The sequence below is a fragment of the Lysobacter korlensis genome (genome assembly GCF_042434515.1).
Genome location: NZ_JBHLTG010000002.1, coordinates 762,047 through 787,869, shown reverse-complemented (window position 1 = coordinate 787,869; position 25,823 = coordinate 762,047). Strand labels below are relative to the sequence as shown.

The 25,823-nt window shown below is 69.1% G+C and carries 19 protein-coding genes; 13 read left to right on the top strand and 6 right to left on the bottom strand.

What is annotated here, in order from left to right:
* Window positions 1-126: 126 nt before the first annotated feature.
* From ACFFGH_RS13130 to ACFFGH_RS13110, 5 genes are all read right to left on the bottom strand, one after another.
* Window positions 127-1,986: a glycoside hydrolase family 2 protein gene (locus tag ACFFGH_RS13130; RefSeq protein WP_386668937.1), complete on the bottom strand. Its 1,860-nt coding sequence runs from the start codon at window positions 1,984-1,986 to the stop codon at window positions 127-129.
* 67 nt (window positions 1,987-2,053) lie between these two features.
* Window positions 2,054-2,860 carry a FadR/GntR family transcriptional regulator gene (locus ACFFGH_RS13125; protein ID WP_386668935.1) on the bottom strand — a complete coding sequence of 269 codons (807 nt, stop codon included), beginning with the start codon at window positions 2,858-2,860 and terminating at the stop codon, window positions 2,054-2,056.
* 16 nt (window positions 2,861-2,876) lie between these two features.
* Entirely contained in the window at window positions 2,877-4,073 is a 1,197-nt protein-coding gene (locus ACFFGH_RS13120; RefSeq protein ID WP_386668933.1) for a mandelate racemase/muconate lactonizing enzyme family protein, read from the bottom strand.
* A gap of 103 nt (window positions 4,074-4,176) precedes the next feature.
* On the bottom strand, window positions 4,177-5,163 hold the full coding sequence (locus tag ACFFGH_RS13115) for a hypothetical protein (RefSeq protein ID WP_386668931.1): 987 nt from the start codon (window positions 5,161-5,163) through the stop codon (window positions 4,177-4,179).
* Complete coding sequence (locus ACFFGH_RS13110; RefSeq protein WP_386668929.1) at window positions 5,156-6,034, bottom strand: SMP-30/gluconolactonase/LRE family protein; 879 nt, start codon at window positions 6,032-6,034, stop codon at window positions 5,156-5,158. Before ACFFGH_RS13110 ends, ACFFGH_RS13115 begins: the two co-directional genes overlap by 8 nt.
* A 141-nt stretch (window positions 6,035-6,175) precedes the next feature.
* On the opposite strand from ACFFGH_RS13110, the gene ACFFGH_RS13105 reads away from it, so the two are divergent.
* From ACFFGH_RS13105 to ACFFGH_RS13075, 7 genes are all read left to right on the top strand, one after another.
* Window positions 6,176-6,934, top strand: coding sequence for an SDR family NAD(P)-dependent oxidoreductase (locus ACFFGH_RS13105; RefSeq protein ID WP_386668927.1), 759 nt, complete (start codon window positions 6,176-6,178; stop codon window positions 6,932-6,934).
* 139 nt (window positions 6,935-7,073) lie between these two features.
* Window positions 7,074-8,405, top strand: coding sequence for an ABC transporter substrate-binding protein (locus tag ACFFGH_RS13100; protein ID WP_386668925.1), 1,332 nt, complete (start codon window positions 7,074-7,076; stop codon window positions 8,403-8,405).
* A complete protein-coding gene (locus ACFFGH_RS13095; RefSeq protein WP_386668923.1) occupies window positions 8,402-9,343 on the top strand; it encodes a carbohydrate ABC transporter permease in 942 nt (313 codons plus the stop codon). Before ACFFGH_RS13100 ends, ACFFGH_RS13095 begins: the two co-directional genes overlap by 4 nt.
* Window positions 9,344-9,346: 3 nt before the next feature.
* Window positions 9,347-10,192, top strand: coding sequence for a carbohydrate ABC transporter permease (locus ACFFGH_RS13090; RefSeq protein WP_386668922.1), 846 nt, complete (start codon window positions 9,347-9,349; stop codon window positions 10,190-10,192).
* 67 nt (window positions 10,193-10,259) lie between these two features.
* Window positions 10,260-12,281: an alpha-galactosidase gene (locus ACFFGH_RS13085; RefSeq protein WP_386668920.1), complete on the top strand. Its 2,022-nt coding sequence runs from the start codon at window positions 10,260-10,262 to the stop codon at window positions 12,279-12,281.
* 57 nt (window positions 12,282-12,338) lie between these two features.
* Window positions 12,339-15,269 carry a glycoside hydrolase family 2 TIM barrel-domain containing protein gene (locus ACFFGH_RS13080; RefSeq protein ID WP_386668919.1) on the top strand — a complete coding sequence of 977 codons (2,931 nt, stop codon included), beginning with the start codon at window positions 12,339-12,341 and terminating at the stop codon, window positions 15,267-15,269.
* A 65-nt stretch (window positions 15,270-15,334) separates the two neighbouring features.
* The gene (locus ACFFGH_RS13075) at window positions 15,335-16,096 is read left to right on the top strand and encodes an SDR family NAD(P)-dependent oxidoreductase (protein ID WP_386668917.1); all 762 of its coding nucleotides are present in this window, start codon (window positions 15,335-15,337) and stop codon (window positions 16,094-16,096) included.
* 11 nt (window positions 16,097-16,107) lie between these two features.
* Here ACFFGH_RS13075 and ACFFGH_RS13070 read toward each other — a convergent pair whose 3' ends face one another.
* Window positions 16,108-17,151 carry a LacI family DNA-binding transcriptional regulator gene (locus ACFFGH_RS13070; RefSeq protein ID WP_386668916.1) on the bottom strand — a complete coding sequence of 348 codons (1,044 nt, stop codon included), beginning with the start codon at window positions 17,149-17,151 and terminating at the stop codon, window positions 16,108-16,110.
* 243 nt (window positions 17,152-17,394) lie between these two features.
* On the opposite strand from ACFFGH_RS13070, the gene ACFFGH_RS13065 reads away from it, so the two are divergent.
* The 6 genes from ACFFGH_RS13065 to ACFFGH_RS13040 all read left to right on the top strand — a co-directional run bounded on the left by ACFFGH_RS13065 (window position 17,395) and on the right by ACFFGH_RS13040 (window position 25,807).
* A complete protein-coding gene (locus ACFFGH_RS13065) occupies window positions 17,395-18,654 on the top strand; it encodes an ABC transporter substrate-binding protein (RefSeq protein ID WP_386668914.1) in 1,260 nt (419 codons plus the stop codon).
* An 80-nt stretch (window positions 18,655-18,734) separates the two neighbouring features.
* Complete coding sequence (locus ACFFGH_RS13060) at window positions 18,735-19,697, top strand: carbohydrate ABC transporter permease (RefSeq protein WP_386668912.1); 963 nt, start codon at window positions 18,735-18,737, stop codon at window positions 19,695-19,697.
* The gene (locus ACFFGH_RS13055; protein WP_386668910.1) at window positions 19,694-20,599 is read left to right on the top strand and encodes a carbohydrate ABC transporter permease; all 906 of its coding nucleotides are present in this window, start codon (window positions 19,694-19,696) and stop codon (window positions 20,597-20,599) included. The genes ACFFGH_RS13060 and ACFFGH_RS13055 overlap by 4 nt, the downstream gene beginning before the upstream one ends.
* A 5-nt stretch (window positions 20,600-20,604) precedes the next feature.
* Window positions 20,605-22,380 carry a DUF5605 domain-containing protein gene (locus ACFFGH_RS13050; RefSeq protein WP_386668908.1) on the top strand — a complete coding sequence of 592 codons (1,776 nt, stop codon included), beginning with the start codon at window positions 20,605-20,607 and terminating at the stop codon, window positions 22,378-22,380.
* On the top strand, window positions 22,377-24,836 hold the full coding sequence (locus ACFFGH_RS13045; protein WP_386668906.1) for a beta-glucosidase family protein: 2,460 nt from the start codon (window positions 22,377-22,379) through the stop codon (window positions 24,834-24,836). Before ACFFGH_RS13050 ends, ACFFGH_RS13045 begins: the two co-directional genes overlap by 4 nt.
* Window positions 24,833-25,807 carry a nucleoside hydrolase gene (locus ACFFGH_RS13040; protein WP_386668904.1) on the top strand — a complete coding sequence of 325 codons (975 nt, stop codon included), beginning with the start codon at window positions 24,833-24,835 and terminating at the stop codon, window positions 25,805-25,807. The genes ACFFGH_RS13045 and ACFFGH_RS13040 overlap by 4 nt, the downstream gene beginning before the upstream one ends.
* The last annotated feature ends 16 nt before the right edge of the window (window positions 25,808-25,823 follow it).

The following is a 25,823-nucleotide window of genomic DNA, read 5'->3' as shown; positions in this document are numbered from 1 at the left end:
GGCAGGAAATCTATGGCGACCTAGGACCTGCCACAGCTGGCAGACGTGCCACCTCTCCGCCGATTCCTGCCATCCGGCGATCCTGCTATCGGGCGATCCTGCAGCCGGAGTCGACCCGCCCCGCCGTCAGCGCCCGGTGCGGACCAGACGCCGGATGACCTCCGCCGGGAGCTTCGGCCGGCGGAACTCGTCGCACAGCCCGTTCGTCTCCTGCCGCGTGTCCGTCAGCTGCGTGTAGCAGAACCCCGACACGACGGGAGAGGAGAGAATCGCCGACAGCACGTCGGAGAGGCGGTGCTCGAAGTCTTCGGCGCTGTGCGCGGTGGAATAGCCCCAGCTCTCGGAGTCGGGAAGCTCATCGGAGTCCTGCCCCTCGAGATAGCTGATGCCGCCGAATTCGGTGATCATGACCGGATCGTCCCCGACGCCATCCGATGGCATGGCCGTGAGGCGTCGGCCGGCCGGGCCCACCTGCCGCACGATCTCGTCGATGGCCTCCCGCGACGCGTAGCGGGCAGTGAGGACCGCACCCGACGGCTCGTAATCGTGGATCGTCATCATGTCGCTGTCGGTGTGCTCCCAGCCGTCGTTGGAGATCACCGGCCGGGTCGGATCCAGCGCGCGGGTCAGATCCGTGAGGCCGCGGCTGAAGGCCTGCTGGGCGGGGTCGTGGCTGACGTGCTGGATGCCCCACGACTCGTTGAAGGGCACCCAGGTGACGATCGACGGATGCGATCGGTCGCGACGCACGATCTCCACCCACTCGCTGGTGAGACGGGCGATCGCGGTCTCGTTGAACCGGTACGCGCCCGCGGTCTCACCCCAGAGCATGAGACCGAGCTTGTCGGCCCAGAACAGGAACCGCGGGTCTTCCACCTTCTGGTGGATCCTCGCCGCGTTGAAGCCGAGGGACTTGATGAGCTCGACCTCCGCGCGCAGGGCCTCGGCGGACGGAGGCGTCAGGTGCGACTCGGGCCAGTAGCCCTGCTCGAGCACCGACCGCACGTACCGGGGCCGATCGTTGAGCAGGAACCGGCCCCGCTCCACCGAGACGGCGCGCAGCCCGAAGTACGACGTCACGCGGTCGTGCCGCTGTGCGCCCGGCCTGCGCAGGGTCAGCTCGGCGTCCAGGAGGTTCGGTTTCTCCGGCGACCAGAGCAGGCTCTCGTACTGCTGACCGTTCTTGTGCAGCAGCAGCGGCACGTCGATCTCCAGGTACTGGTCGTCGACGGCAACGGTGAGTTCGGAAAGCACCTGTCCGTCCGCGGTCACCCGGATCTCCAGTGTGTCGCCGGGGCGCGGCGACCGCGACAGGTCCGCGTCGAGGCGCACCCGGTCCGCCGGCAGGTTCGGCTGCCAGGAGACGGATGTGAGGTGGAGCGCCGGCACCGCCTCCAGCCAGACGGTCCTCCAGATGCCCGTGATCCGGTGATACCAGATGACGTGCGGCTCGAGATGCCAGTCCTGCTTGCCGCGGGGCATGGTGACGTCGTGCGGGTTGTCGTGTGCGCGCACGACGATCGCGTGCTCGTCCGCGTCCCGGTGGAGCGCCGTGGTGACGTCGACGGAGAACGGGGTCTGGCCGCCCTCGTGGCGCGTCACGTGCTGCCCGTCGACCCAGACGTCCGCCTCATAGTCGACGGCCCCGAAATGCAGGATGAGCCGGTCGCCCTGCTCGCCGTATCCGGCGGCGGTGAGATCCGCCGGGCTGACTGGGATGCGGTACCAGACGATTGGGTGGTAGGCCGTGTCACCGATTCCGGATGCCGGCGCTTCCGGCGGGAACGGCAGCTGGAGCTGGGACGTGAACGGGGTGGGGTCTGAGTGCCACCGCGCGTCGAGGCCCACATCGAGGTCGTCGAATGCGAAGCCGGCGATGCGGTCGAACGGCTGATGCCGTGACCGCACCAGCTGCGGACGGGGATACGTACCGTCCTGGTCGCTCGCCGGCCGGTCGTGCTGGATCGCGGGGATGGTCATCGTCATCGAGTTCCTCGTGGTGGTTCGGTGGGGACCGGCGCAGCCGGCCCGACGGCGACGGCTCAGAGCGTCCCTATTGCGTTCGTGCCTCGCGAAGGGCGGCCTCGGCCAGTTCTTGCGCCTGAGCCTTGTCGCGCTTCGTCAGCGCCTCGATCAGCGCACGCTTGCCCTCGAGCACGACCGTCAGCATCCGGTCGGACGCATCGGCCGCATCCCCGCGGTTGATCGCCGCGAAGACCGCGCCGTGGCTGGCGACGTCCTCGGTGAAGTCCGCCCCGCCGTTCGCCGCGTGCTGCTGGAGATTGAAGCTCAGGTGCATGAAATCGGCGACGAGCCGGCCGAACCGCTGAAGCAGGACGTTGTGCGAAGCCTCGTAGACGGCCATGTGGAACTCCACGTCACTCGCCGCATAGCCCTGGTGATCGTGCGCGTTCTCGCCCATCGCGGCGAGGGCGGTCTCGATCCTGTGCAGGTTCGGCATGGAGGCCCGACCCGCGGCAAGACGCGCGGCGGATGGCTCCAGGATCTGCCGGAGCTCGACGAGGTCGCGCATGATGACCTCGCCCAGTCCCTGTGCGTGATACCAGGCGAGCAGGTCGCTGTCGAAGGTGTTCCACAGCTCCTGCGGTCGCACCCGGGTGCCGACCTTCTGCCGGATCTCCACCAGGCCCTTCGCGGAGAGCACCTTCATCGCCTCGCGCACCGATGTGCGGCTGACGCCGTACGCCTCGGTCAGCTCGGATTCCCGCGGGAGGAGCTCGCCCGGCTTGTACCGCCCGCCGACGATCGCCTGGCCGATCGCGTCGATGACCCGGCCCTGAAGGCCGCGCATCATGTAGCCGGAGCTCCGCTCCGGTTCGCTGTTCGGAAGGATCGTCATCGCGTCGTCTCCCTGCTCACGATGAGACCGCGGTCCGGATGCGGTTCGGGCTCGCATAGAGCTCGCGACCGTCGATGGTGATCGACACGTCGTGGAGGTACGGCTCGAGGGCCTCGAGGTCGACGCTCATGCCGAGGCCAGGAGCGTCCGGCACGTGGATCTCCCCGTTGGCGTCGGGCAGCAGGCGCGTCCTGGTGATGTCGGTGGCCAGCTGCTTCGGCTGCACCGGGTACTCGCAGATGCGGTGGTCGGCGAGTCCGGCGAAGGGCTGGAGGGAGGCGGACAGCGCGAGGTGTGACGTGAAGGTGTGGTTCACATAGGTCACCCCGGCCGAGGCGGCGTAGTCGGCGATCGCCTTGGCGGCGCCGAGGCCGCCGATCCTGCCGGCGTCGATCTGCACGAAGCCGATGCCGCCGTAGTCGATGAGGTTCCGCGCCATGTGCACATTGTGCGCTCCCTCGCCACCGGCGATCCGCACGCTCGTGGCGCGCGCGGCCAGCGCCGCATGAGCGGCGTACGCGGATGCGTGGAACGGCTCCTCGAGCCAGACCGCCCCGACCTCTTCCAGGGCGTCCAGGCGGGCAGTGGCTGCCTCCACATCCTCGCCCCACACCTGACCGGCGTCGACGAGGAGGTGTGTGTCCGGCCCGATCGCCTCGCGAGCGGCCCGGAGATGGTCGGCGTCGACCGACGGATCCCCGGTGCCGAACGGACCCCAGCCGAACTTGACGGCACGGAAGTTCTGCGCGACGGCGGACCGGCCCTGGGCCATCGTCTCGTCCACGGTGTTCCCGAACAGCAGTGACGCATACGGGGTCTTGGCGTACGCGTCCGAATAGCCGAGCAGCTTCCACACCGGCTCCTCGAAGCGCTGCCCGAGCAGGTCCCACAGCGCCATCTCGATGCCCGAGAACGTGTGGGGCGCCTGCAGCAGGTCCATGCTGTTGCGCTCCACGAGCGCTGTGATGCGGGCGATGTCAGCGGGTCCATTGAGCTCCTCGCCGAGCACTGAGGCGGAGACGGGCTGGCATACGCCGTGCGATCGAGGAGTGACGAACGCGGCGATCGACACGAGCGGTGACGCCTCGCATTCTCCCCACCCGACGAGGCCTCCCGAGGTCACCCGGATCAGCAGCGCGTCCTGGCTGCCGTCCGCTTCGAGCGTGACTTCGGGCATCGACGCATAGAAGAAATCGACCGACTCAATGATCATCTGGTGGCGTCCTTGGTCCCTGTCACGAAGCGAAGTCTCGATAGATCATACGTTAGGGGGTCGTCTGCGCTACAGGATCGGGAAAATGGTTGGCGAGGCCACGTCAGATCACACCTAAGTCGAACGGGTGCGCCGATACCGAGTACCGGATCGTGACCGGCCGGACCGGGTCCAGGGCCACGGCGGTGCGCACACCGCGTTGGCCGAGCGGATTCTCGCCGGCCGAGACCCGGCTGGGCAGGTCGAACGCCGCCGCGACCGGCTCCACTCCGATGCCACGGTACGCGCGGTTCCACGGCTGCCCGTCGAGCGCCCGGTCGGAGATCCAGAGCATCAGCGAGGGGAGCACCGTGCAGTCCCAGTCGAGCTCCACGCGGGCACGCTCGTCCGGGTAGGCCAGGCGCACCGGACCGGTGCAGCCGCCGAGGAGCACCACATCGTCGACGGGTGGTCCGAGCGGCAGCCGCGAGAGGTCGGCGCCACCCGCCTCGCCGAGGTTCCGGAACTCGGCTCCCGGCCGCACCGCTGCGCCGTCCAGCGCGCCGGGATAGCCGAAGCCGACGTCGAAGCCGGCCTCGATGTGCACCCGAGCGGGCGGGTCCGGCATGCGGAAGATGGGATGAACGCCCACCGGCATGAGGGCCGGACGCCTGGCGGTGATCGTCAGCGAGAACTGCAGGGCGGGGGAGCCCGGCACTCCCCGCACCGTGCGCTCGAGCCGCTCCACGGCCGAGCCGGGCGGGTACTCGAGGGCGAATCGGACGGCATCCGGGCCGGGATCCTCGACCCCCCAGTCCTCCTCGGCCGAGTGCCCGTGGGGCGGCTCGTCGGGCGGAAGGTGCTCGAACGCCTCCCAGCCCGGCATCGGCGACCCCGGTCCCGGCGCGGACCCGAACGGGACGCAGATGAAGTCCCCGCCGAGCACGCGCAGATGCCCGGGGAGCTCAGAGAGGGCGGGGTCGTCGGCGTCCCAGGCGCGGGATGCGAACGGGGAGAACGGGCCGTCGGGCAGCAGGAACTCGGCGCTGACCAGCATCGCAGCGGTCGGTGAGAAGGCAGCCCTCCCGTGCGACCAGCGAAGCTCAGGCATCGTCGGGGCCGCGCCAGGCCGGCTCAGGGAGGCCTCGCGTCCCGGGCCGATCCTCCGCGAACAGCCCGCCCGAGAGCGGGAACGATTCGAGCGCCTCGGCGTCGAGTCCGAGTCGCGCCGTCGTGATGAACAGCGTTCCGAGGTCCTCGCCCCCGAAGGCGACGCTGGTGACGTTCGGCGCCGGCACGTGCAGCACGCGGTCCGGCTTCCCGTCCGGCGAGAAGCGGGACACCCGCCCTCCGTCCCAGTGGGCCACCCACAGGAACCCGTCGGCGTCCACCGTGAGCCCGTCCGGATATCCCTCGTCGCTGCCGAATCGGGCGAACACCCGTCGGTCGAGCAGCGTCCCGTCCTCCGCCATGCGGTACGTCAGCACCGTGCGGGAATTGCTGTCGCTGAAGTAGACGACCGAGCCGTCGGGGCTGAACGCCGGCCCGTTGCAGACCGCGAAACCGGCGTCCGCGACGGAGGCGCGTGACCCCTCGAGCAGGAACAGCACCGCCCTGGGGTCCACCTCTTCGGTATCCGCGGTGCCCAACCACAGCCGGCCGGACCGGTCGACCTTCGCGTCGTTGAAGTGCAGGTGCGGCAGCCGCTGCAGCGGATCTAGGAGAAGCGTGGTTCCCCCGTCCCGGAGATCCAGCAGGGCGATCCCCGCGGCGCATGTCAGGACGGCGACGCCCGGATCACCGGTCGGTGCGATCGCTCCGAGCGGGGCGGGCGTCTCGAGCCGCCTGGCTGAGTGGCCGCGTTCTTCGCTCCAACGGTGCAGGGTCGGATCCAGCAGGTCCAGCCAGTACAGCGCCCGCTCGCCGGGCGACCAGAACGGCGCCTCTCCGAGCTGCGCGGTGGACGGGGCGACGAGCTGCACGACACTCCTCTCGACGTTTCGGCGGGTTTAGGTATGATCTAAGACCAACACACGCTATCGTCGTCGGCAGCAGGCCGACACGGCCGCGAGTTGCGAAACATTTTCGTAGGACCATTGTTGCTCCATCCGCGAGGAATGCGAATGCCTGAACCGGAACGACGTGCCCTCGTCACGGGCGGCGCCGGCGGGATCGGCGCGGCGATCGCCGCGGTCCTCGCGGAGTCCGGTCTCGTCGTGACCGTCGCGGACATCCGGATCGACGCAGCCCGGCAGGTCGCCGACCGTATCGGCGGCTTCGCGATCCGATTGGACCTCGGGAACCCGGACAGCGTGGCCCGCGCGGCGGCCGAGGCCGCCGGCCTCTCGCCGACGCTCGACGTGCTGGTGAACGCCGCCGGCATCGTGGACACGACCCCGACAGGGGTTCTCGATCCCGCCACCTACCGCCGGGTCGTCGACGTGAACCTCAACGGCATGGTGGAGTTCACCCTGGCGCTCCTGCCGCTGCTGCGGCGCTCCGGCACCGCCCGGATCCTCAACGTCGGGTCCGTCCAGGGTTTCCGGGGCGCGCCGGACTCGCTGGCGTACGCGATCAGCAAGGGCGGCGTCCACAACTTCACCCGCGCGCTCGCTGCGGACCTCGCGCCGCATGGTGTTCTGGTGAACGCCCTCGCTCCCGGGTTCATCGACACGCCCATGGCGGTGCTCGAGGACGGCAGCACGGAATACGAGACCGATTGGTTCCAGGACGTCTACGTCCGCCACGGCCGGATCCCGCTCCGCCGCCCCGGCAGAGCCGAGGAGGTCGCCGCCGCCGCCCGCTTCTTCGTCTCGCCCGAGAACACCTATGTCACCGGGCAGATCCTCGCCGTCGACGGAGGGATGGTGGCGACATTCTGACCTCAGCACCACGGCGTTCGGCCGAGGAACACCCAGCCAGAGGCTGGTCTCGCCACCCAACGCCGGACGACGGAACCGGCCGGCACCACCGCCGGCGGCCCATGTGGCAACCGGCACATTCCAGTGAAAGGACACAGCAGTGAACATCAAGCGCATCGGAGCGACTCTGGTCGCGACCGGCATGGTCGTGGGGCTCGCGGCCTGCTCCACCGGAGGCGGAGGCGGCGACGACGCCGACTCCGGCACGACGGAACTTCTCATCTGGGACGGCGTCAACCTCGCCCCAACCACCGAGGGCGGAGAAGGCGCGGAGAACTCCTTCCTCCACGCGGCGGCCGCGCAGTTCGAGGAGGAGAACGAGGACATCAGCATCGAGATCGTGCAGACCGAAGGCGACATCAGCGCCTCGTCCGCCCAGTTCCAGGCGGCCTCGATCGCCGGCGACGGACCGGACATCCGCACATCGTTCACGGGCGGCAACACCATCTCGTTCGCCGACTTCCTGCTCGACCTCGACGGCACCTTCGACCAGGAGGTCATGGAGGACCTGAGCGGGTGGAACACCGTCCGGGAGGGATACGCGGAGGACGGCGCGCTGCTCGGACTGCCGTACGGCGGCGGCTCGTACTTCTACGTGTTCTACAACAAGGAGATGGCGGAGGCGGCGGGGGTCGATCTCTCCACGCCGCCGTCGACGTGGGAGGAGATGCTCGACCTCGCGCAGGACACCATCGACGGCGGCCAGCCCGGCTTCTTCATCGCCAATCAGGAGGGCTACGTCGGGGCGTGGGTCATCGCAGCGCTCGTCGGCGGTGAGCTGGGCGACACAGCGTTCACCCAGATGTACAACCAGGAGATCCCGCTCGATCACCCGGCGATGGTGAAGGCGTACGACGCGTATTCACAGCTCTACGAGCGAGGACTGACGAATGAGGATGCGGGCAGCGTCCCGAACGGCGATGCACTCAGCAACTTCGTGCAGGGCAACGGCACGTTCCACATCTCCGGCGGTTGGGAGAACGCGCCCCTCGTCGAGGCGATGGGCGACAACGTCGGTGTCTTCCCGATCCCGGTGATGGAAGGGGCGGAGTTCCCCGACACGGCGGCGGGCGGACCGAACACAGCCATCTCGATCACCAACTACTCGGATCACCAGGAGGAAGCGAAGGAGTTCCTGCGCTTCCTCGCACAGCCGGAGATCATCGACATGTACGTGGAGATGACCCAGACGGAGGCGTCGAACAGCGAGAGCGCCGACCCGTCGGTCATCACGAACCCGCTGCTGCAGCAGGAGGCCGAGTTCCTCAAGACGGCGGACGCGGTGGTCTTCCCCTTCGACAACGTGATGCCGCAGGGACTGATCGACCTGTTCTACCGCGTCAACGCCACGACGTTCCTCGGCACGACGAGCCCGGAGGACGCGGTCTCGCAGCTCGCTGACCTCGGTGAGTCGGAGCTCGGGCAGGAATGACGCTCACCCCGACCCCACTCGCGGGCGCCGTCGAAGCGACGGCGCCCGCGGGCGGGCGCATGCCCCGACCCGGTGCGATCAAGCGGCGCGACCGCTGGATCGGCCTGGTCGCCGCCCTTCCGGCGCTCCTCGTCGTCGCCGGCTTCATGATCTACCCGGTGCTGTTCGCGCTCTTCATCTCGTTCACCCGGTCGAACGGGATCACGTTCGACTGGATCGGCCTCGGGAACTACGTCGACGTTCTGACCGACCCGCTCGTCGGCCAGGTGTTCATCACCAACCTGAAGTTCCTCATCTCGGTGCCGCTCGTCATCTTCGCCGCAATGGTGATCTCGGTGCTCCTGTTCGAGCGGATCCGCGGCTGGAAGACCTTCCGCATCCTGTTCTTCGTGCCGAACGTGCTGTCCGCGGCGGTCATCGGCATCATGTTCAAATCGGTGTTCGGGTTCAACGGACCCATCAACTCCGCGGTGGAGGCACTCGGCGGGGAGCGAGTTGACCCGTTCGTGGACGCGAACCTCGCCATCACGATCATCGTCCTCGCGCTGATCTGGTCCGGGTTCGGGTACCAGGCGCTGCTGCTGCTGAGCGGACTGAGCGCCATCGATCCCGCCGTGTTCGAGGCAGCCGCGCTCGACGGTGCCGGCTGGTGGAAACGGCTCTGGTACATCACCCTGCCCAACATCCGGCGCGTGCTCGGCTTCGTCTTCATCATCAACGTGCTCTACACCTTCAGCTCCCTCTTCGGATTCGTGTTCGTGATGACGGCGGGCGGACCGGGCTACGAGACCACGACCATCGACTACCTGGTGTTCCTGCGCGCGTTCTCCACCACGAACCTCGGCTCCGGTGCGGCGCTCGCCGTACTGCTGTTCCTGTTCATCGGCCTGCTGACCGTCGTGCAGGCAAGATTCTTCAAGCTCTCGGATGAGGACTGACGCATGAGCGCCACCGGAACCAGTGCCACGCTCGCCCGCCGCGGGCGTCGCCCGATCTTCGTCCTGCTGGTCGTGATCGCCCTCACGGTGATGTACCCGATCGTGTTCCTGGGACTCTCCGCGTTCCGCAGCAACGTGGACTATCTGCGTGACCCGTTCGGGCTCCCGACGGAGTTCACCCTGCAGAACTTCGTGGCGCTGTGGACCCAGTACGGGGTCGGCCAGGCGGCGGTCAACAGCCTCTTCGTCGTGCTGGTCGCCATGACGATCCAGGTGACCCTCGCCACCTTCGCCGGCTACGCACTCGCGAAGCTCCCGGTCCCGGGAGCCAAGTACATCCGGGCCTCCTTCGTCTCGGTGATGCTGATCCCCGGGCAGGTCTTGATCATCCCGATCTACCTCCTGCTGTCGCGGCTGAATCTCGTGGGCGAGTTCCCCGGCGTCATGCTCGTGTACATCGCGACCGGTCTGCCGTTCGCCACGTTCTTCCTGTCGCTGACGTTCCGGGCGGTGCCGAACGAGCTGCTCGAGGCGGCGCGGATCGACGGGGCCGGGTTCTTCCGGACGCTCTTCTCCGTCGCCGTGCCGGTCGGCGGCTCCGGCATCGCGACGGTGGCGGTGCTGCAGTTCCTGGCGATGTGGAACGAGCTGCTCTTCGCCTTCATCCTCATGCCCGACAACGACCGCAGGCTCCTCACTCCGGCGCTCGCGGCGATCGGCGACCGGTATCTGACCGACCAGCCCCTGGTGTCGGCGGGTCTGCTGCTCACCGCGCTCCCGCCGATCCTCCTCCTCGTGTTCGCGTCCCGTTACGTGATGCAGGGGCTCGCCGCGGGCGCGATCCGCTGACCCTGCGAATGGCCCGGCCTCCGGGCTGCCCGACCACGCACGCCCACGACGAAAGGCAGCAGCACGCATGACGGCACGACTCCGGGCAACTTCGGCCGACGGCGGAACCCTCCTGCTCGATTCCCGTGGACGCGACCTCCTGGAGCCGTCCCGGCTGTTCCGGCTGGAGCTGAACGGAAGCCGGGTGGAGGCGCTGACGGATGCGGTTGCCGAGAGCGAGGAGGAGACGGCGGTCGTCTCCGGCACTGCCGACGGCACCGCGGTTCGGGTGCGCTGGACGGCCACCCGGATCGCCGGCGAGGCGGTCTGGGAGGCGGGCCTCGTGCTCACGAACGAGGGCGAGGCGCCGGTGCGAGTCACACGGATGGATCCCGTCGCGGCACGGCTCGTCGCCGAGCGGTGGAGCACGCTGTACTTCCGGTCGGCGTGGGGCGACGAGTTCCGCCCGGAACGCGGACTCACCGATTGGGAACTGCACCTCGACTCCAGGTCGGGCAGGTCGTCACACGGCACGAGCCCGTGGCTCGGGCTCGAGCGCGATGGCGTCGGGCTGATCGTGAGCCCCGCGTGGAGCGGCAACTGGCACATCGATCTCGCTGAGGGGCGGCTGGTGACGGCCGGCATCTCGACCTGGCAGTTCGCCACCGAGCTCGCGCCGGGGCAATCGGTTACAGCCCCATCGGTCGTGCTCGCGGTGGGCGACGACATCGACGGCGCGGCGGTGGCGCTCACCCGAGCCGTCGGCGCGGCGTGGGTGCCGCGCTCGGCTGCGTCCGAGGAGCTGCCCGTCGAATGGAACCACTGGTGGCCGTACGAGGACGTCGAGGTGAACGAGCAGGTCATCTGGGACAACGCAGCGATCGCCGCGGACCTCGGCATCGGCGTCAGCACGGTCGACGCCGGCTGGTTCGGCGATGCCGACGCCGCGAGCCACTGGCAGGAGCAGCGGGGCGACTGGCATCACACCAACACCGTCCGGTTCCCGGGCGGGCTCGCGGCGCTCGGGGAGGGGATCCGGGCGGCCGGGACCAAACCGGGCATCTGGATGGAGGCGGAGGCGGTCGGCTCCGCAACGACGCTCCGTGCGGAGCACCCGGAGGTGCTGGCGCTGGCGTCCGAACGGTTCCGCCCCGACCCCTCCTACCGGAGGCAGACGGAGTCGCTCGATCCGGACGACCCCTCGTTCCTCGGCTACGTCTGTCTGGGCTCCGAGGCGGGCAGGCAGCATGTGGCCCGCTCACTCGACGCCGTGGTCCGGGAGATGGGCGCCGAGTGGCTGAAGCTCGACTTCAACATCGATCCTGACTCTGGCTGCACCCGCACGGATCACGGCCACGGCGTCGAAGACGGCCTGTTCCGCCATTACGAGGGTCTGTATCGGGTGCTCGATGAGTTCCGGGAAGCCCACCCCCAGGTGATCCTGGAGGCGTGCTCCTCCGGGGGGCTGCGGCTCGACCTGGGGATCGCCCGCCATGTGCACTGCATCTTCCTCTCCGACCCCGACTACACCGAGCACCACCTGCAGGTGCTCTGGGGTGCCAGCCTGATGCTGCCTCCGGTCGCGATGCTGCACTGGCCGTGGTCCCAGTGGCGGGGCGACTACCCGCCGTCCCAGCTGGACTTCTCGGCCCTCACCCGGGACGAGTTCGACACGATCCTGCGCGCCGCCCTGCTCCACCGGTTCGGGGTCTCGCTGCGCCTGCCGGAGCTGAGCGACGAGCAGCGGGAGAGCCTCCGAGAACACGTCCGCATGTTCACCGAGACCATCGCACCGTTCGTCCGCGACGGCGTGCTCACCCGGCTCACCGGGCAGCCGCTGCGCGTCGGACGCGGTGAGCGCAGCCCTGCGTTCCAGCTCACGCTCGACGACCGCCGGCTGCTGGCCGCGTTCCGGCTTGAGGGCGGCCGCACCCCGGACCGGCTGCGCTTCGACGGGCTGCACCCGGACGTGCAGTACAGGGTCACGGATCTGGCCACCGGCGACTCGCGTCCGCTCTCCGGCGCGGAGCTCTCAGGAGACGGCGTTACCGTCGACGACCGGGGCGGCCGGGTGTCGTCCTGGCTGCTGCTCGCCGAGCCCGCCACCTGACCGTCGGTGGCCCCCATACGGCGGTCGGGCTCACGGAACGAGATCCGAAGGAACTGCATGATCGACCTGACCGCGCCCGTGGGCGAGGCATTCCCCCCGGCCCGGGCGCGGACCCCGGCCGCGACACTCTCCTCAGACGCACCGGTGCAGAGCCTCGACGGCATGTGGCGGTTCCGGTACTCGCGGACCGTCGCGGACGCTCCCGACGGCGTCGAGGCGCCGGACTACGACGACAGCGACTGGAGCGAAATCCCGGTCCCATCGAGCTGGGGAATGCCGTGGCACGACCGGACGCTCGGGGCGGACCACGGTGCGCCTGCCTACACGAACGTGCAGTACCCCTTCCCGGTCGACCCGCCCTTCCCGCCGGACGCCAACCCGGTCGGCGATCACCGCCTGCGTTTCGACGTGCAGGAGCTGCTTCCGCGCACCGAGCTCCGCTTCGCCGGCATCGAAGGCGCGGCGACAGTGTGGCTGAACGGCACGCTTCTCGGCACCACGCGGGGCAGCCGACTGCCGTCGGTCTTCGACGTCAGCGACGTCGTCATCGCCGGCGCGAACGTGCTGGTGGTGCGGATCGCTCAGTTCTCTGCGGCCAGCTACCTCGAGGACCAGGACATGTGGTGGCTGCCCGGGATCATCCGCAGGGTCGAGCTGGCGTCGAGGCCCCATGGCGGCATCGACGACGTCTTCGTGCACACCGACTACGACCCCGCCACCGGCGGCGGCACGCTCACCGTGGATGCCGTCGTGCACGGCGGCGGCACGGCCGAGATCCGGCTCGCCGAGCTCGGCGTCGTCGCCCCCGCCGGCGACACACTCGCGCTCGACACGGTCGAACCATGGTCGGCGGAGCAGCCGCGGCTGTACGAGCTCACCGTGAGCACGCCGGCCGAGACCGTGACGCTCCCCATCGGCTTCCGCACCGTGGAGATCCGCGACGCGCAGTTCCTGGTGAACGGCCGGCCGGTGCTGCTGCGCGGCGTCAACCGGCACGAGCACCACCCGGACTCCGGTCGCGCCGTTCCCCGGGACACGGTCGAGCAGGAGCTCCGGCTCATGAAGCAGCACAACGTCAACGCGATCCGCACCTCGCACTACCCGCCCGACCCGTACCTCCTGGAGCTCGCGGACCGGCTCGGGTTCTACGTGATCGACGAGTGCGATGTCGAGACGCACGGCTTCGGACTGGTCGGGTGGCGGCGGAACCCGTCGGACGAGCCGGAGTGGGCCGACGCCTACCTCGACCGAGCGCGCCGGATGGTGGAGCGCGACAAGAACCATCCCTGCATCGTGATGTGGTCGCTCGGCAACGAGGCGGGAACGGGCCGCAACCTCGCCGCGATGTCGGAGTGGATCCGCGGGCGCGACGCATCCCGCCCCATCCACTACGAGGGCGAGCAGGACTGCGCCTACCTCGACGTCTGGTCCCGCATGTATGCGCCGCCCTCCGACGTGGCGCTCATCGCCACCTTCGACGAGCCGCCGCTCGACGACCCGGACCTCGACGCCCGCCGCCGCGCGATGCCGTTCGTGCTGTGCGAGTACGCCCACGCCATGGGGAACGGCCCCGGGGGCCTCGACGAGTACCAGGAGCTGTTCGAGTCGAGTCCGCGGCTGATGGGCGGGTTCATCTGGGAGTGGCTGGAGCACGGCATCCGCACGACCGACGCCGACGGCAGACCGCGGATCGGCTACGGAGGGGACTTCGGTGAGGTGGTGCACGACGGCAACTTCGTGATCGACGGACTCGTCTCCGCCGACCGCGAGCCGCGGCCGCAGCTCGAGGATCTCGCCGTGGTGTTCGCGCCGGTGCGCCTCACCATCGACCCGGCTGGGCAGACCCTTACGGTGCGGAACCGCTACGACTTCACCGGCACGGGTTCCCTCGCCTTCGCCTGGCGCTTCGAGGCCGCGGACGGCACCGCCACCGAGGGCCGGATCGAGGTGCCCGAGGTGGCGGCGCGCGCGCAGGCGGACGCCCCGCTGCCGCAGGAGGCCCTCGCTGCGTCGGCCGGGGGAGCCGGTGTGCTCACCGTGTCCGCGGTGCTCGCCGCGGACGCCGATTGGGCGGAGGCGGGGCACGAGGTGGCGTGGTCGCAGCGCTCCACCGTGACCTCGGCATCGCTGGACTCCACTCGCACAGCGCCGGCCGCCGGCGCAGCGTCGATGACCGGCAACGCAGGGATCGCGACGGTGGAACCGCGCACCGGCGCGCTCGTCGCCCTCGGCGATATCGACGTCGCCGACTGGCGCCTCGAGCTGTGGCGCGCGCCGACCGACAACGACCGGGGACGGGGCTGGGAGGAGCGCGACGAACCGCCGATGAGCGAGCGGTGGACCGCCGTCGGGCTCGACCGACTGGTCTCGCGGCTCGTGTCGTTCGACGCGGACTCCGACGGGGTCCGGGCGGTCACCCGGGTGTCCGCCGCCGCGCACGATTGGGGCGTGCTGCTCGACTGCGCCTGGACCGGCGTTGTCGACGGTGTCCGCCTGGATGTGTCGGTGATGCCGGACGGCGGCCCGATCGCCGTTCCGTGGGCGCGCCTGGGATTGAGCTTCTCGATTCCGGGGGAGTTCGGAGCGGTCGAATGGTTCGGACGCGGCCCTGGACCCGGCTACCCGGACACCGGTCAGTCCGCGCGGCTCGGCTGGCATTCCGCGACGGTGGACGAGCTCCAGACCCCGCACGTGCGGCCGCAGGAGAGCGGTGCGCGCCGAGACGTCCACGCCTTCCGACTCTCCGACGGGAAGGGCAGGGCTCTCCGCACCGGGGGAGACCCGTTCGCGCTCACGGTCCGTCCGTGGAGCACCGAGGCGCTCGCCGCCGCGACGCACCGGGAGGAGCTCGCCGGCGACGGGCGGACGCATATCGTGATCGACCATCTGCAGCATGGGATCGGGACCGCCTCCTGCGGGCCCGGCGTGCTCTCGCAGTATGTGCTGTGGCCGGGGCCGGCGCGGTTCCAGCTCCGATTCACCGCCTGACGGGCGCGGGCGGGCCCAAGCGTTCAGCCGGCCGCTTGTAGGCTCATCCCGACCAAGGAGGCACATTGGCGGACCGGCTGAACGGCAAGACCGCGCTGGTGACGGGCGCCGGGGCCGGCATCGGCCGCACCGTCGCACTCCGGTTCGCCAGGGAGGGTGCGAGGGTCGTCTTCGCCGACGTCGACGGCGTCGCAGCCGAGGCCGCCGCGGACCAGGCCGGCGAGCGCGGCAGGGCAGCGACCATGGACATCTCCGACGAGGGGTCCGTGGAGTCGGCGTTCGCCGCACTCGCCGACGACGGCTGGACCCCAGACGTGGTGGTCGCGAACGCCGGCGTACAGCTGTTCGGCAAGGATGCGCGAATCGGGGACCTCGAACTCCAGCACTGGCGGCGAACGATCGACGTGAACCTCACCGGCACATTCCTCACCATGAAGCATGCGGTGCGCGCGATGGTTCCGAACGGCGGGGGATCGATTCTCGTGACCGGCAGCCCCACGGGGATCCGCGGCGGGCAGGCCTCCGGGTTCACCGCGTACAGCACGTCGAAGGCGGGCATCCACGGCATGGCCGGCACCGCGGCGATCGCGTACGCGGCCGAGGGCGTCCGGGTGAACACCGTCGTGCCGACCTATACCGAGACGGGCCTCGTATCACCCTTCAGCTCGGACCCGGAGATCCGGGCGAACATCATCCGCGGCATCCCGCTCGGCCGCCCGGGGGCGCCCGAGGACCTCGAGGGCATCATGGTGTTCCTGGCGAGCGACGAGTCGGCGTTCGCGACCGGCGGCATCTTCGCCGTCGACGGCGGCATGACCGCGCTGTAGGCGCGGGCTGGTCAGCGCGTCGGGGGCGCTGTCGACTCGCGCACCACCAGGGCGGAGGGCAGCACCCGCAGGTCGACGCGCTCGCCCGACTCGATGTGGCGGCGGATCATGTCGAACGCCACGACCCCGAGCTCGTCGAAGTCCATCCGCATGGTCGTCAGCGGCGGCGAGTAGAACGCCGTCTCCGGCATGTCGTCGACACCGACGATCGAGAAGTCGCGGGGTGACTCGAGCCCGCGGGAGCGCATCGCGCTCAGAAACCCGAGCGCGATCGCGTCGTTCGCCGCGAACACCGCCGTGAAGGACGCCGGGTCGACCGTGAGGCCGGCGTGGTGCCCGGACTCGGCTCCCCAACTGGTTCCCGGGACTGGGGCCGGCACGTCGAGACCGGCCTCCTTCATCGCCTCGGTGTAGCCGCGCTCGCGTTCGATCGCCTCGTTGCGGTTCTGCGGTCCGCAGATGTGGAGAATGCGCTCGTGGCCGAGCTCGATGAGATGCCGAGTGGCGAGGAGCCCCGCCTCATGGGAGTTCAGCGCGACGGTGTCTGCGGTCGGGAGCGGCCTCCCGGACAGCGTGACGACGGGAAGCTGCTCGGAGATGCCCTCCAGCAGTTCGTCCGCGTCGCGGTACTGGGTCGCGAGGATGATGCCGTCGACCTGCAGCGACTGCAGCGTGTCGAGTCCCCGGCGAGCCTCCTCGAGCGCGCCGGGATCATCGATGTCCACGTCGATGTGGCTGATGACGATCGAGTAGTCGGTCGCGTGCGCCGCCGCGGTCACGCCGGCGTACGTGGCGGATACGCCGTAGTTCATCGTGCCCATCGTCAGCACACCGATGGTGTTGGTCCGGTTCACCCGGAACGCCCGGGCGACATGGTTCGGCCGGTACCCCAGTTCGGCCACCGCGGCCTCGATACGGGTCCGGGTCTCCGCACTGACGTAGCCGGTTCCGGTGAAGAAGCGCGACACGGTCTGTGCCGAGACGTCCGCGAGTCGCCCGACGTCCGCCATGCTGGGCCGCGTGCGCGGCGCGATGCGTGATGGTGTCGATGACATCGCGCCGCTCCCTTCTCTGCTCCGAGGCGAAATTCTCCTCAGGATACCTGCCGCGCGATGCGGATCCGACCCGGTTGGGGAGGGTTCCCGGCATCTACATTATGACCAGTTTCCGGAATAAGTGATCGATAACTTGACACCGCTTAAGTGATCGATAACCTATCACTCAGGCGTCGCGAATCACCGGGCGTCGGACAGCGGCGTTTGACCCCTCAGGCGTCACCACAGTGAAAGGACGCAAGGATGCGTGCAGGACTCAAGCCGGTCGCGTTGGCCGCCGGCGCCGTCATGGTCGCGGGACTCGCCGGTTGTGCCGGCGGAGGCTCGGGCGGCGGCAAGACCGAGGTGACCTGGTTCAAGCTCACCGAGACCGCCGGAACGGCGAACGAGACGATCAAAGAGATCGTCGCCGACTTCGAAGCCGAGAACGAGGACATCGACATCGTCGTCGAGGAGCGTGCGGTCGACGCGCACAAGGACGCGCTTCGCACCACACTCGGCACCAACGGCGCGCCAGACATCTTCTTCTCCTGGGCAGGCCCCGGTCTCGGCGGCGAGTTCATCGAGGCCGGCGCGAGCCTGGACCTCGAGGAGTACTACGAGGAGTACGACTGGGCCGAGCGCTTCTCGGAGGCCACCATGGAGACCGTCACCCAGTACGGGGGCTACGACGGCGTTCCATACACACAGCGTGGTGAGGCCCTCTTCTACAACAAAGACCTGTTCGCCGAGGCCGGCATCGACAGCGTGCCCACGACCTACGAGGAGCTGGTCGACGCGGCCGAGAAGCTGAAGGCGGCAGGCATCACTCCGATCCAGTTCGGCGGCACTGTCAACTGGCACGTCATGCGGCTGCTCGACGCGATCCTCGAGACGAAATGCGGCGCCGACGGGTACCAGGCGCTCGTCACCGGTGAGGCGAGCTGGGCCGAAGAGGACTGCGTCACCGAGACGTTCACCGAGTTCGAGATGTGGACCGGCGAGTACCTGAACGACGGGTTCATCTCGATCAACAACGACGAGTCGAGCGCGCTCTTCTACGCCGGGGAGGCGGCGATGGCGTTCGAGGGCGACTGGTTCAACCAGGCGATCCGCGACAACGGGATGGATGAGGCGACCGTCGGCATCTTCCCGTTCCCGACCGGCACGGGCCGCATCTACGGCTTCAACGAGAACAACTACATCACCACGAACTCGGACAACCCGGATGAGGCGGCCGCGTTCCTCGACTACCTCACGTCCGAGGAGGCGCAGGAGAAGTTCATCGCCGCGTTCGGCAGCCAGTCGGTCAACGTCAACGTCACGTCCGCGAGCGACAGTGAGCTCGACCAGGCCTGGGGCCCCATCTTCGAGAACGCGACCGGCGTCTACATGAACAACGATCAGAACCTCTCGCTCGCCGAGACGACCGAGTACTGGCGCATCCAGAACCTCGTCGCCACGGGTGAGCTCGACCCGGCCGACGCCGGAGCCGAGTTCCAGAAGTTCGTCGACCAGCAGTAATCCAGCTCGGCAGGCTGGGGCGGCGTACGCCGCCCCAGCCCCCCGACTCCCACCATCCCGCAACGTCGCAAGGGATACGCATGTCAACCACCATCGCGCCGCACACCCCGCCGGCGAACCGCAAGCGCCCCGCCTCGCGCCGGCGAGCGAAGAAGGCGACCCACGTCGGCTTCGTCGCAGCGCTTCCGTTCCTCGCCCCCGCGCTCGCCGCCTACCTCGTCTTCGTCGTCGGGCCGACGGTCGAAGCGGTCCGCCTCAGCTTCTTCGAGTGGTCCGGCTTCCAGGGGGCGCCCCAGGAGTTCGTCGGACTGCAGAACTACGTCCGGATCTTCACGCAGGACCCGGTGTTCTGGACCGCGTTCACGAACACCGTCATCTGGGTGATCATGTCGCTCATCATCCCGGTGGCGCTGGGCCTCGTCCTGGCGATCGCCCTCAACCGGCCGCTGTTCGGCCGCAATGCCTTCCGGTCGCTGTTCTACATCCCAGGCGTGCTGGCCCCGATCGCGATCGCGAACATGTGGCGGTGGATGTACAACCCGAACTTCGGGGTCGGTGTGACGCTCGCCGAGATGTTCAACGCGCCGTGGCTCGCCGAGATCCAGTGGCTCGGCGACCGGAATCTCGCGCTGTACTCGATCTTCGCGGCCTTCGTCTGGCAGATCGCCGGTACGAACATGGTGCTGTTCCTCGCCGGACTGCAGTCCGTCTCGGTGGAGCACGTGGAGGCGGCGAAGCTCGACGGGGCGAACGCCTGGCAGGTGTTCCGCAACGTGACACTCCCCGCGCTCCGCCCGATCACGGTGGTGGTCGTCGTGCTGACCATCATCAACTCCATCAAGGTCTTCGACCTCATCGTCGGCATGACCGGCGGAGGACCTGCGCAGTCCACGCAGGTGCTCGCCCTGTGGTCGTTCACCCAGTCGTTCGGAAACAACGAGTACGGCATGGGCAACGCCATCGCGACCGTGCTGCTCGTGATCACCCTGATCATCGTCGTGCCGTACATGGCATGGACCGCAAGGCAGGAGAAGCACTCGTGAGCCTCTCGACCGTCCCGCCCGCAGCCACGGCCGCTGCGATCGCCGGGAAGCGCCGGCAACGAGGTTTCGGCAGTTCGCGCCGCGACTACGTCAAGATCGGCCTCTGGATCGCTCTGGTGATCGCCGTGCTGATCTGGTCGATCCCCATCATCTTCATGGTATTCACGTCACTGAAGAGCGAGGCGGACGTATTCGGCACCCCCGCCTTCGTTCCGCCGTGGTCGCCCGAGTGGAACAACTACGTCGAGGCGCTCGACCAGGGCAACCTCCTCGGCGCCGGCACGAACAGCCTGATCATCGCGCTCTTCAAGGTGCCGCTCGGACTGCTGATCTCGGCAGCGGCCGCGTTCGCCCTTGCGCGGCTGCGCTTCCGCCGTCAGAGGCTGCTGATGGGCATCATCGCCATGGGCGCCATGGTGCCGATCCAGGTCGCGATTGCGCCCCTCTTCCAGGTGATCAACGGACTCGACCTGCTGAGCACGCACATCGGCGTGATCCTGCCCTACATCGCGTTCGGCCTGCCGTACACGACCTTCATCCTGTACGGGTTCTTCCGCTCGATCCCGCACGAGCTGGACGAGAGCGCGCGGATCGACGGCGCGGGCAACTGGCGACTCTTCTTCCAGATCATCCTGCCGTTGTCGAAGCCAGCGCTCGCGGCGCTGTTCATCCTCGACTTCGTCGCGACCTGGAACGAGTACGCGATCGCCCTTGCGCTGCTGCAGAGTCAGGACTCCTGGACCATTCCGCTCGCGATCCAGGGGTTCCAGTCCCAGTTCACCAGTTCATACGGCCCGCTCAACGCGTTCACCATCATGTCGGTCTTCCCCGTGCTGATCGTGTACCTGATGTTCCAGCGGTACTTCGTCGAAGGCGCCTTCGCCGGCGCCGTGAAAGGCTGATCCACTTGCCCGCGCTCACCCAACCGGCTCCCTTCACCGCGGCGACACCGCTCTTCGAGGTGTTGCATGATCACCGGGGCTACGAGATCGTCTCGAAACACCTGCCGGGTCTCGTGCACTCCTCGACACTCCACACGCTGCACGGGTACCCGATCGGACTCGTGCTCGAGACGGAGGCGGACCTCGTCGACGATCCGGTCACCCAGGCGCTCATCCTGTCCCAGATCCGCGCCATCGATCGAGACGTGCCCGCGCCGCACCGGCACCCTGAGAGCCTCGTCGAGCCGTCGAAGGACTACGAGGACGCGGACGTGGGGCTCGGCTCCGCCGAGGTGAGCTGGACAGAGACCGTGCCGCTCTACGGCCGGTTCGAGCTGCGCCTGGATGGTCCATCGCACGGCAACCCCTTCGTCGACGTCGACCTGCGGGCGGAGGTCGACGGGCCGGCCGGAGCCTCGTCGGTCCCCGGCTTCTATGACGGCGACGGCCGCTTCCTGCTCCGGTTCCTGCCGGAGCACGAGGGGACCTATTCGTTCCTGACCTCCAGCAACGCGCGGTCGCTCGACGGGATCGCGGGCTCCTTCCAGGTCACGCCGCCACGTCCGGGCTCGCATGGCCCGGTGCGAGTGTCCGATACGTTCCACTTCGCGCACGCGGATGGCACGCGCCATCGTCCCATCGGCACCACCTCCTACGTATGGACGCACCAGGGCGAGGAGCTCGAGGAGCAGACCCTCGCCTCGCTCGCAGCGGGTCCGTTCAACAAGATGCGGATGTGCGTCTTCCCGAAGTCGTACCTGTTCAACGAGAACGAGCCGCAGCTCTATCCGTTCGAGGGATCACCCACGGAGGGCTTCGACTTCCAGCGGCCGTCGCCGCGATACTGGGCCCACCTCGAGCGGCGCATCGAGCAGCTCGGCGAGCTGGGCATCGAGGCCGACCTGATCCTGTTCCACGGGTACGACCGGTGGGGCTTCGCGACCATGGATCCGGTTGCGGACGACCGGTATGTGAAGTACGCGGTCGCCCGGCTGGCCTCCTTCGCCAACGTGTGGTGGTCGCTCGCCAACGAGTACGACCTGCTGTTCGACAAGGACACCGAAGACTGGGAGCGCTTCGCGCGCATCGTGCAGGAGAACGACCCCGCCGGCCACCTGCTGTCGATCCACAACTGCCGCGAGTTCTACGACCACTCGCGTCCGTGGATCACGCACGCCAGCATCCAGCGGCAGGACATCTACAAGACCTCGGAGCTGAGCGGTGAATGGCGTGAGCGGTGGGGCAAGCCCGTCGTCATCGACGAGTGCGCGTACGAGGGCAACATCGACCAGGGCTGGGGCAACATCACCGGCGAGGAGATGACCCGGCGCTTCTGGGAGGGCGCGGTCCGGGGTGGGTACGTCGGCCACGGCGAGACCTACATGCACCCGGAGGACATCCTCTGGTGGGCGAAGGGCGGCACCCTGCGCGGCAGCTCGCCGGCTCGCATCGGCTTCCTCCACGAGGTGCTGAAGGACGGTCCCGACTTCCTCGAGCCGTCACCGCTCGACTGGGACATCCCGCGCGCGGGCGTCGATGGGGAGTACTACCTCTATTACTTCGGGTTCAACCAGCCGACCTACCGGCGGTTCCTGCTCGATCCGGCGGTGGAGTACACGGTCGACGTGATCGACACGTGGGACATGACGGTCACCCGCCTCGAGGGCACGTACTCCGGGCGGTTCCGGATTCCGCTTCCCGGCAAGCAGTTCGTCGCGGTCCGGCTGCAAGCCGTGCGATGAGCGCCGGGCGAACGACTGCGGACTTCGTAGAGAAGATCGAGGCGCTCTCGCTCGAGCAGAAAGCCCGGCTCGTCACCGGGGCGGACTTCTGGAGCACGATCGCGGTCCCCGAGATCGGGCTCCGCTCCATGGTGATGTCCGACGGCCCGGCGGGCGTCCGCGGGCCGGCGTGGGATGAGCGCGATCCGTCCCTCAACCTGCCGTCGGCGACCGCGCTCGCCGCCGCCTGGGACGTGAGGATGGCGTACCGGTACGGCGCCGCCGCGGCCGCCGAGGCCAGGCGCAAGGACGTCGACGTCGTCCTCGGGCCCACCATCAACCTGCACCGGTCACCGCTCGGCGGCCGGCACTTCGAGGCGTTCAGCGAAGACCCGCTGCTGAGCGGGGAGCTCGCCGCCGCGTACGTGCGGGGACTCCAGGACAACGGCGTCGCCGCGACCCCGAAGCACTACGTCGCGAACGACTCGGAGACCGACCGATTCACGGTCGATGTCCGAGTGGACGAGCGGACGCTCCGCGAGGTGTATCTGCTGCCGTTCGAGTACGCGGTCGAGGCGGGCGCCTGGGCGATCATGAGCGCGTACAACTCGGTCAACGGCACGACGATGTCGGAGCACGACCTGCTGCAGTCGCCCCTGTCCACGGAATGGGGCTTCGACGGTGTGGTCGTCAGCGACTGGACGGCGGTACGGAGCCTCGCCGCGGCGGACGCCTGGCAGGACCTCGCGATGCCGGGTCCCGAAGGAGCCTGGGGCGACGCGCTGATCGAGGCGGTCCGCGACGGCCGGATCGCGGAAGCCGCCCTGGACCGCAAGGTGGAGCGGCTGCTGCGGCTCGCCGCCCGGGTCGGCGCGCTCGACGGCGCCCAGGCGGTCGAGCCGGCCGAGGTCGACGGGCCGGCATTCGCCGCCGAGGCGGCGCGGGAGGGCATGGTGCTGCTGCGGAACGAGCGCGAGCTGCCGTGGGATCCCGCCGCGATCTCGAGCATCGCCGTCATCGGCCACAACGCCCTCGAGGCGCGCACGCAGGGCGGCGGCAGCGCCACCGTGATCCCTGACCACGTCGTGAACCCGCGGCAGGGCGTGATCGAGGCATTCCCCGACGCTCACATCACCTACTCGCTCGGTGCGGTCGTGCAGGAGGGACTCGCACAGCTCGAACTCGACGAACTGGTGAACCCGGTGACCGGCGAGCCGGGCGTCGCGGTGCGGTTCCTCGACGGCGACCGTGAGCTGTTCGCTGAGCACCGGCGCTCGACAGAGCTCGTCTGGTTCGGAGGCAGCGCCCCGATCGGCGCCTCGACGCGCGTGATCCTCTCGACCCGCTACACCCCGGACTCGACCGGCATCCTGCAGCTCGGCTTTGCGAGCCCCGCCCGCGGCCGGCTCTTCATCGACGAACAGGAGGTGCTCGAAGGGCGAGCGGATACGGAGGGGCTCGACCTCGCCACCGTGCTCCTCGCGCCCCCGGCCCTCACCACGCCGGTCGCGCTGACCGCCGGCGTGACGGTCGACCTTCGCTGCGAGCTCGACGTCGGGGCCGGGGAGCTGGCGCTCGGCGACGCGCTGAGCCTCACCGTCGGAGTCGCCCCGGACCGGAGCGATCCCGAGGGCCTGCGTCGCGCTGCGGTCGACGCCGCGCGCGCGGCCGACGTGGCAGTCGTCGTGGTCGGCACCAACGCGCAGGTGGAGTCGGAGGGGTTCGACCGCACGGACCTGAGCCTCCCAGGCGACCAGGACGAACTGGTCCGCGCCGTCGCACGAGCGAATCCGCGCACCGTGGTGGTGATCAACTCGGGAGCGCCGGTGCTCCTTCCATGGCGGGAGGAGGTCGCCGCCGTGCTGCTCAGCCATTTCGGCGGGCAGGAGTTCGGCGTCGCGCTCGGCGCCGTGCTGTCCGGCGCCGCGGAGCCCGGCGGCAGGCTCACGACCAGCTGGCCGGCGGCGATCGACGACGTGCCGGTCCTCGGCACCACGCCGACCGACGGACGGCTCTCCTACGGCGAGGGAATCCACATCGGCTACCGCGCGTGGCTGCGGTCCGGAGCTGAGCCCGCCTATCCCTTCGGCTACGGACTCGGCTACACCCACTGGGCATTGGACGACGTCGATGTCGTCCCCACGCCGGACTCGGCGCAGCTCGAGATCCGGGTGCGAGTCCGCAACGCCGGCCAGCGGCCAGGGAAGCAGGTCGTACAGCTGTACGCCGAGCGCTCGGACGGCCCGATCGACCGGCCGGTGCGCTGGCTGGTCGGCTTCGGCACCCTGCGGGCCGAACCGGGCGAGACGGCGACCGTCGCGATCCCCGTGCGCGACCGCGCCCTCGCGCACTGGACGGCGGACGGGTGGCGGGTCGAGCCCGGCCGGTTCACGCTTCGTGCTGCATTCTCCGCCGCCGATGCAGGCAAGAGCGTGTCCATCGATGCGCCGATCGGCGCGAAGGGGGATCCGCAGTGACGAACCCGTCCCTGGTGCTCACCGCACAGGTCGAGCCCCGCGCTCGTGTGCTGATCGACAACGACTTCTCGGGCGACCCGGACGACCTGTACCAGCTGGTCCACCATCTGCTCGCCCCGTCGGTGTCCGTGGTCGGCGTTCTCGGCTCACACCTCAGCGTCGGCGACGTCTTCGACCCCTCAGAGCGGCAGGCCGAGAACGCCGTGCGGATCGCCGAGGAGACGCTCGAGGTGCTGGGCATGTCCGGGGCCGTGCCCGTGTATCAGGGCTCGAACGCTGCGCTGGTGGACGGCAGGACGCCGCAGCCGGCCCCCGCAGTGGACGCCATCCTCGCCGAGGCCCGGAAGGAGAGCGACCTGCCGCTGTACTTCTGCGCCGGGGCCGGTCTGACCGACCTCGCGTCGGCGCTGATGATCGACCCGACGATCGCGGAGCGGATGACCCTGGTTTGGATCGGCGGCGCCGAGCATGCCGACCTGGCGACCCCGCCGGCCGGCGCCACGGACGTCGAGTACAACCACAACATCGACCGCGAGGCTGTGCGCTACGTCTTCAACGAGACCGCCATCCCCATCTGGCAGTTCCCGCGCGACATGTACCGGCAGGCGCTGGTCAGCCACGCGGAACTCGAGACACGAGTCGCGCCGTGCGGGCCGGTCGGCGAGTACCTGGTTCGGTCGATCGCCACGGCGATCAACCGCATGACCGAGCACGGACGCCCGATGGGGGAGACCTACGCCCTCGGTGACAGCCCGCTGGTGCTGGCGACGGCGCTGCAGTCGGCGTTCCAGCCCGATACCTCGTCGAGCGACTTCCTCGTCCGCCCGACACCGGCGATCGACGAGCACGACTCGTACGCCGGCGTGAGCCCGAACGCCAGGCCGATGCGCGTCTACACCAGACTGGACACACGCTTGATGTTCGAGGACTTCTACGCTCGGCTGGCACAGCACGCGTCGCGGACGCGGTGAACACCGGAGAGGACGG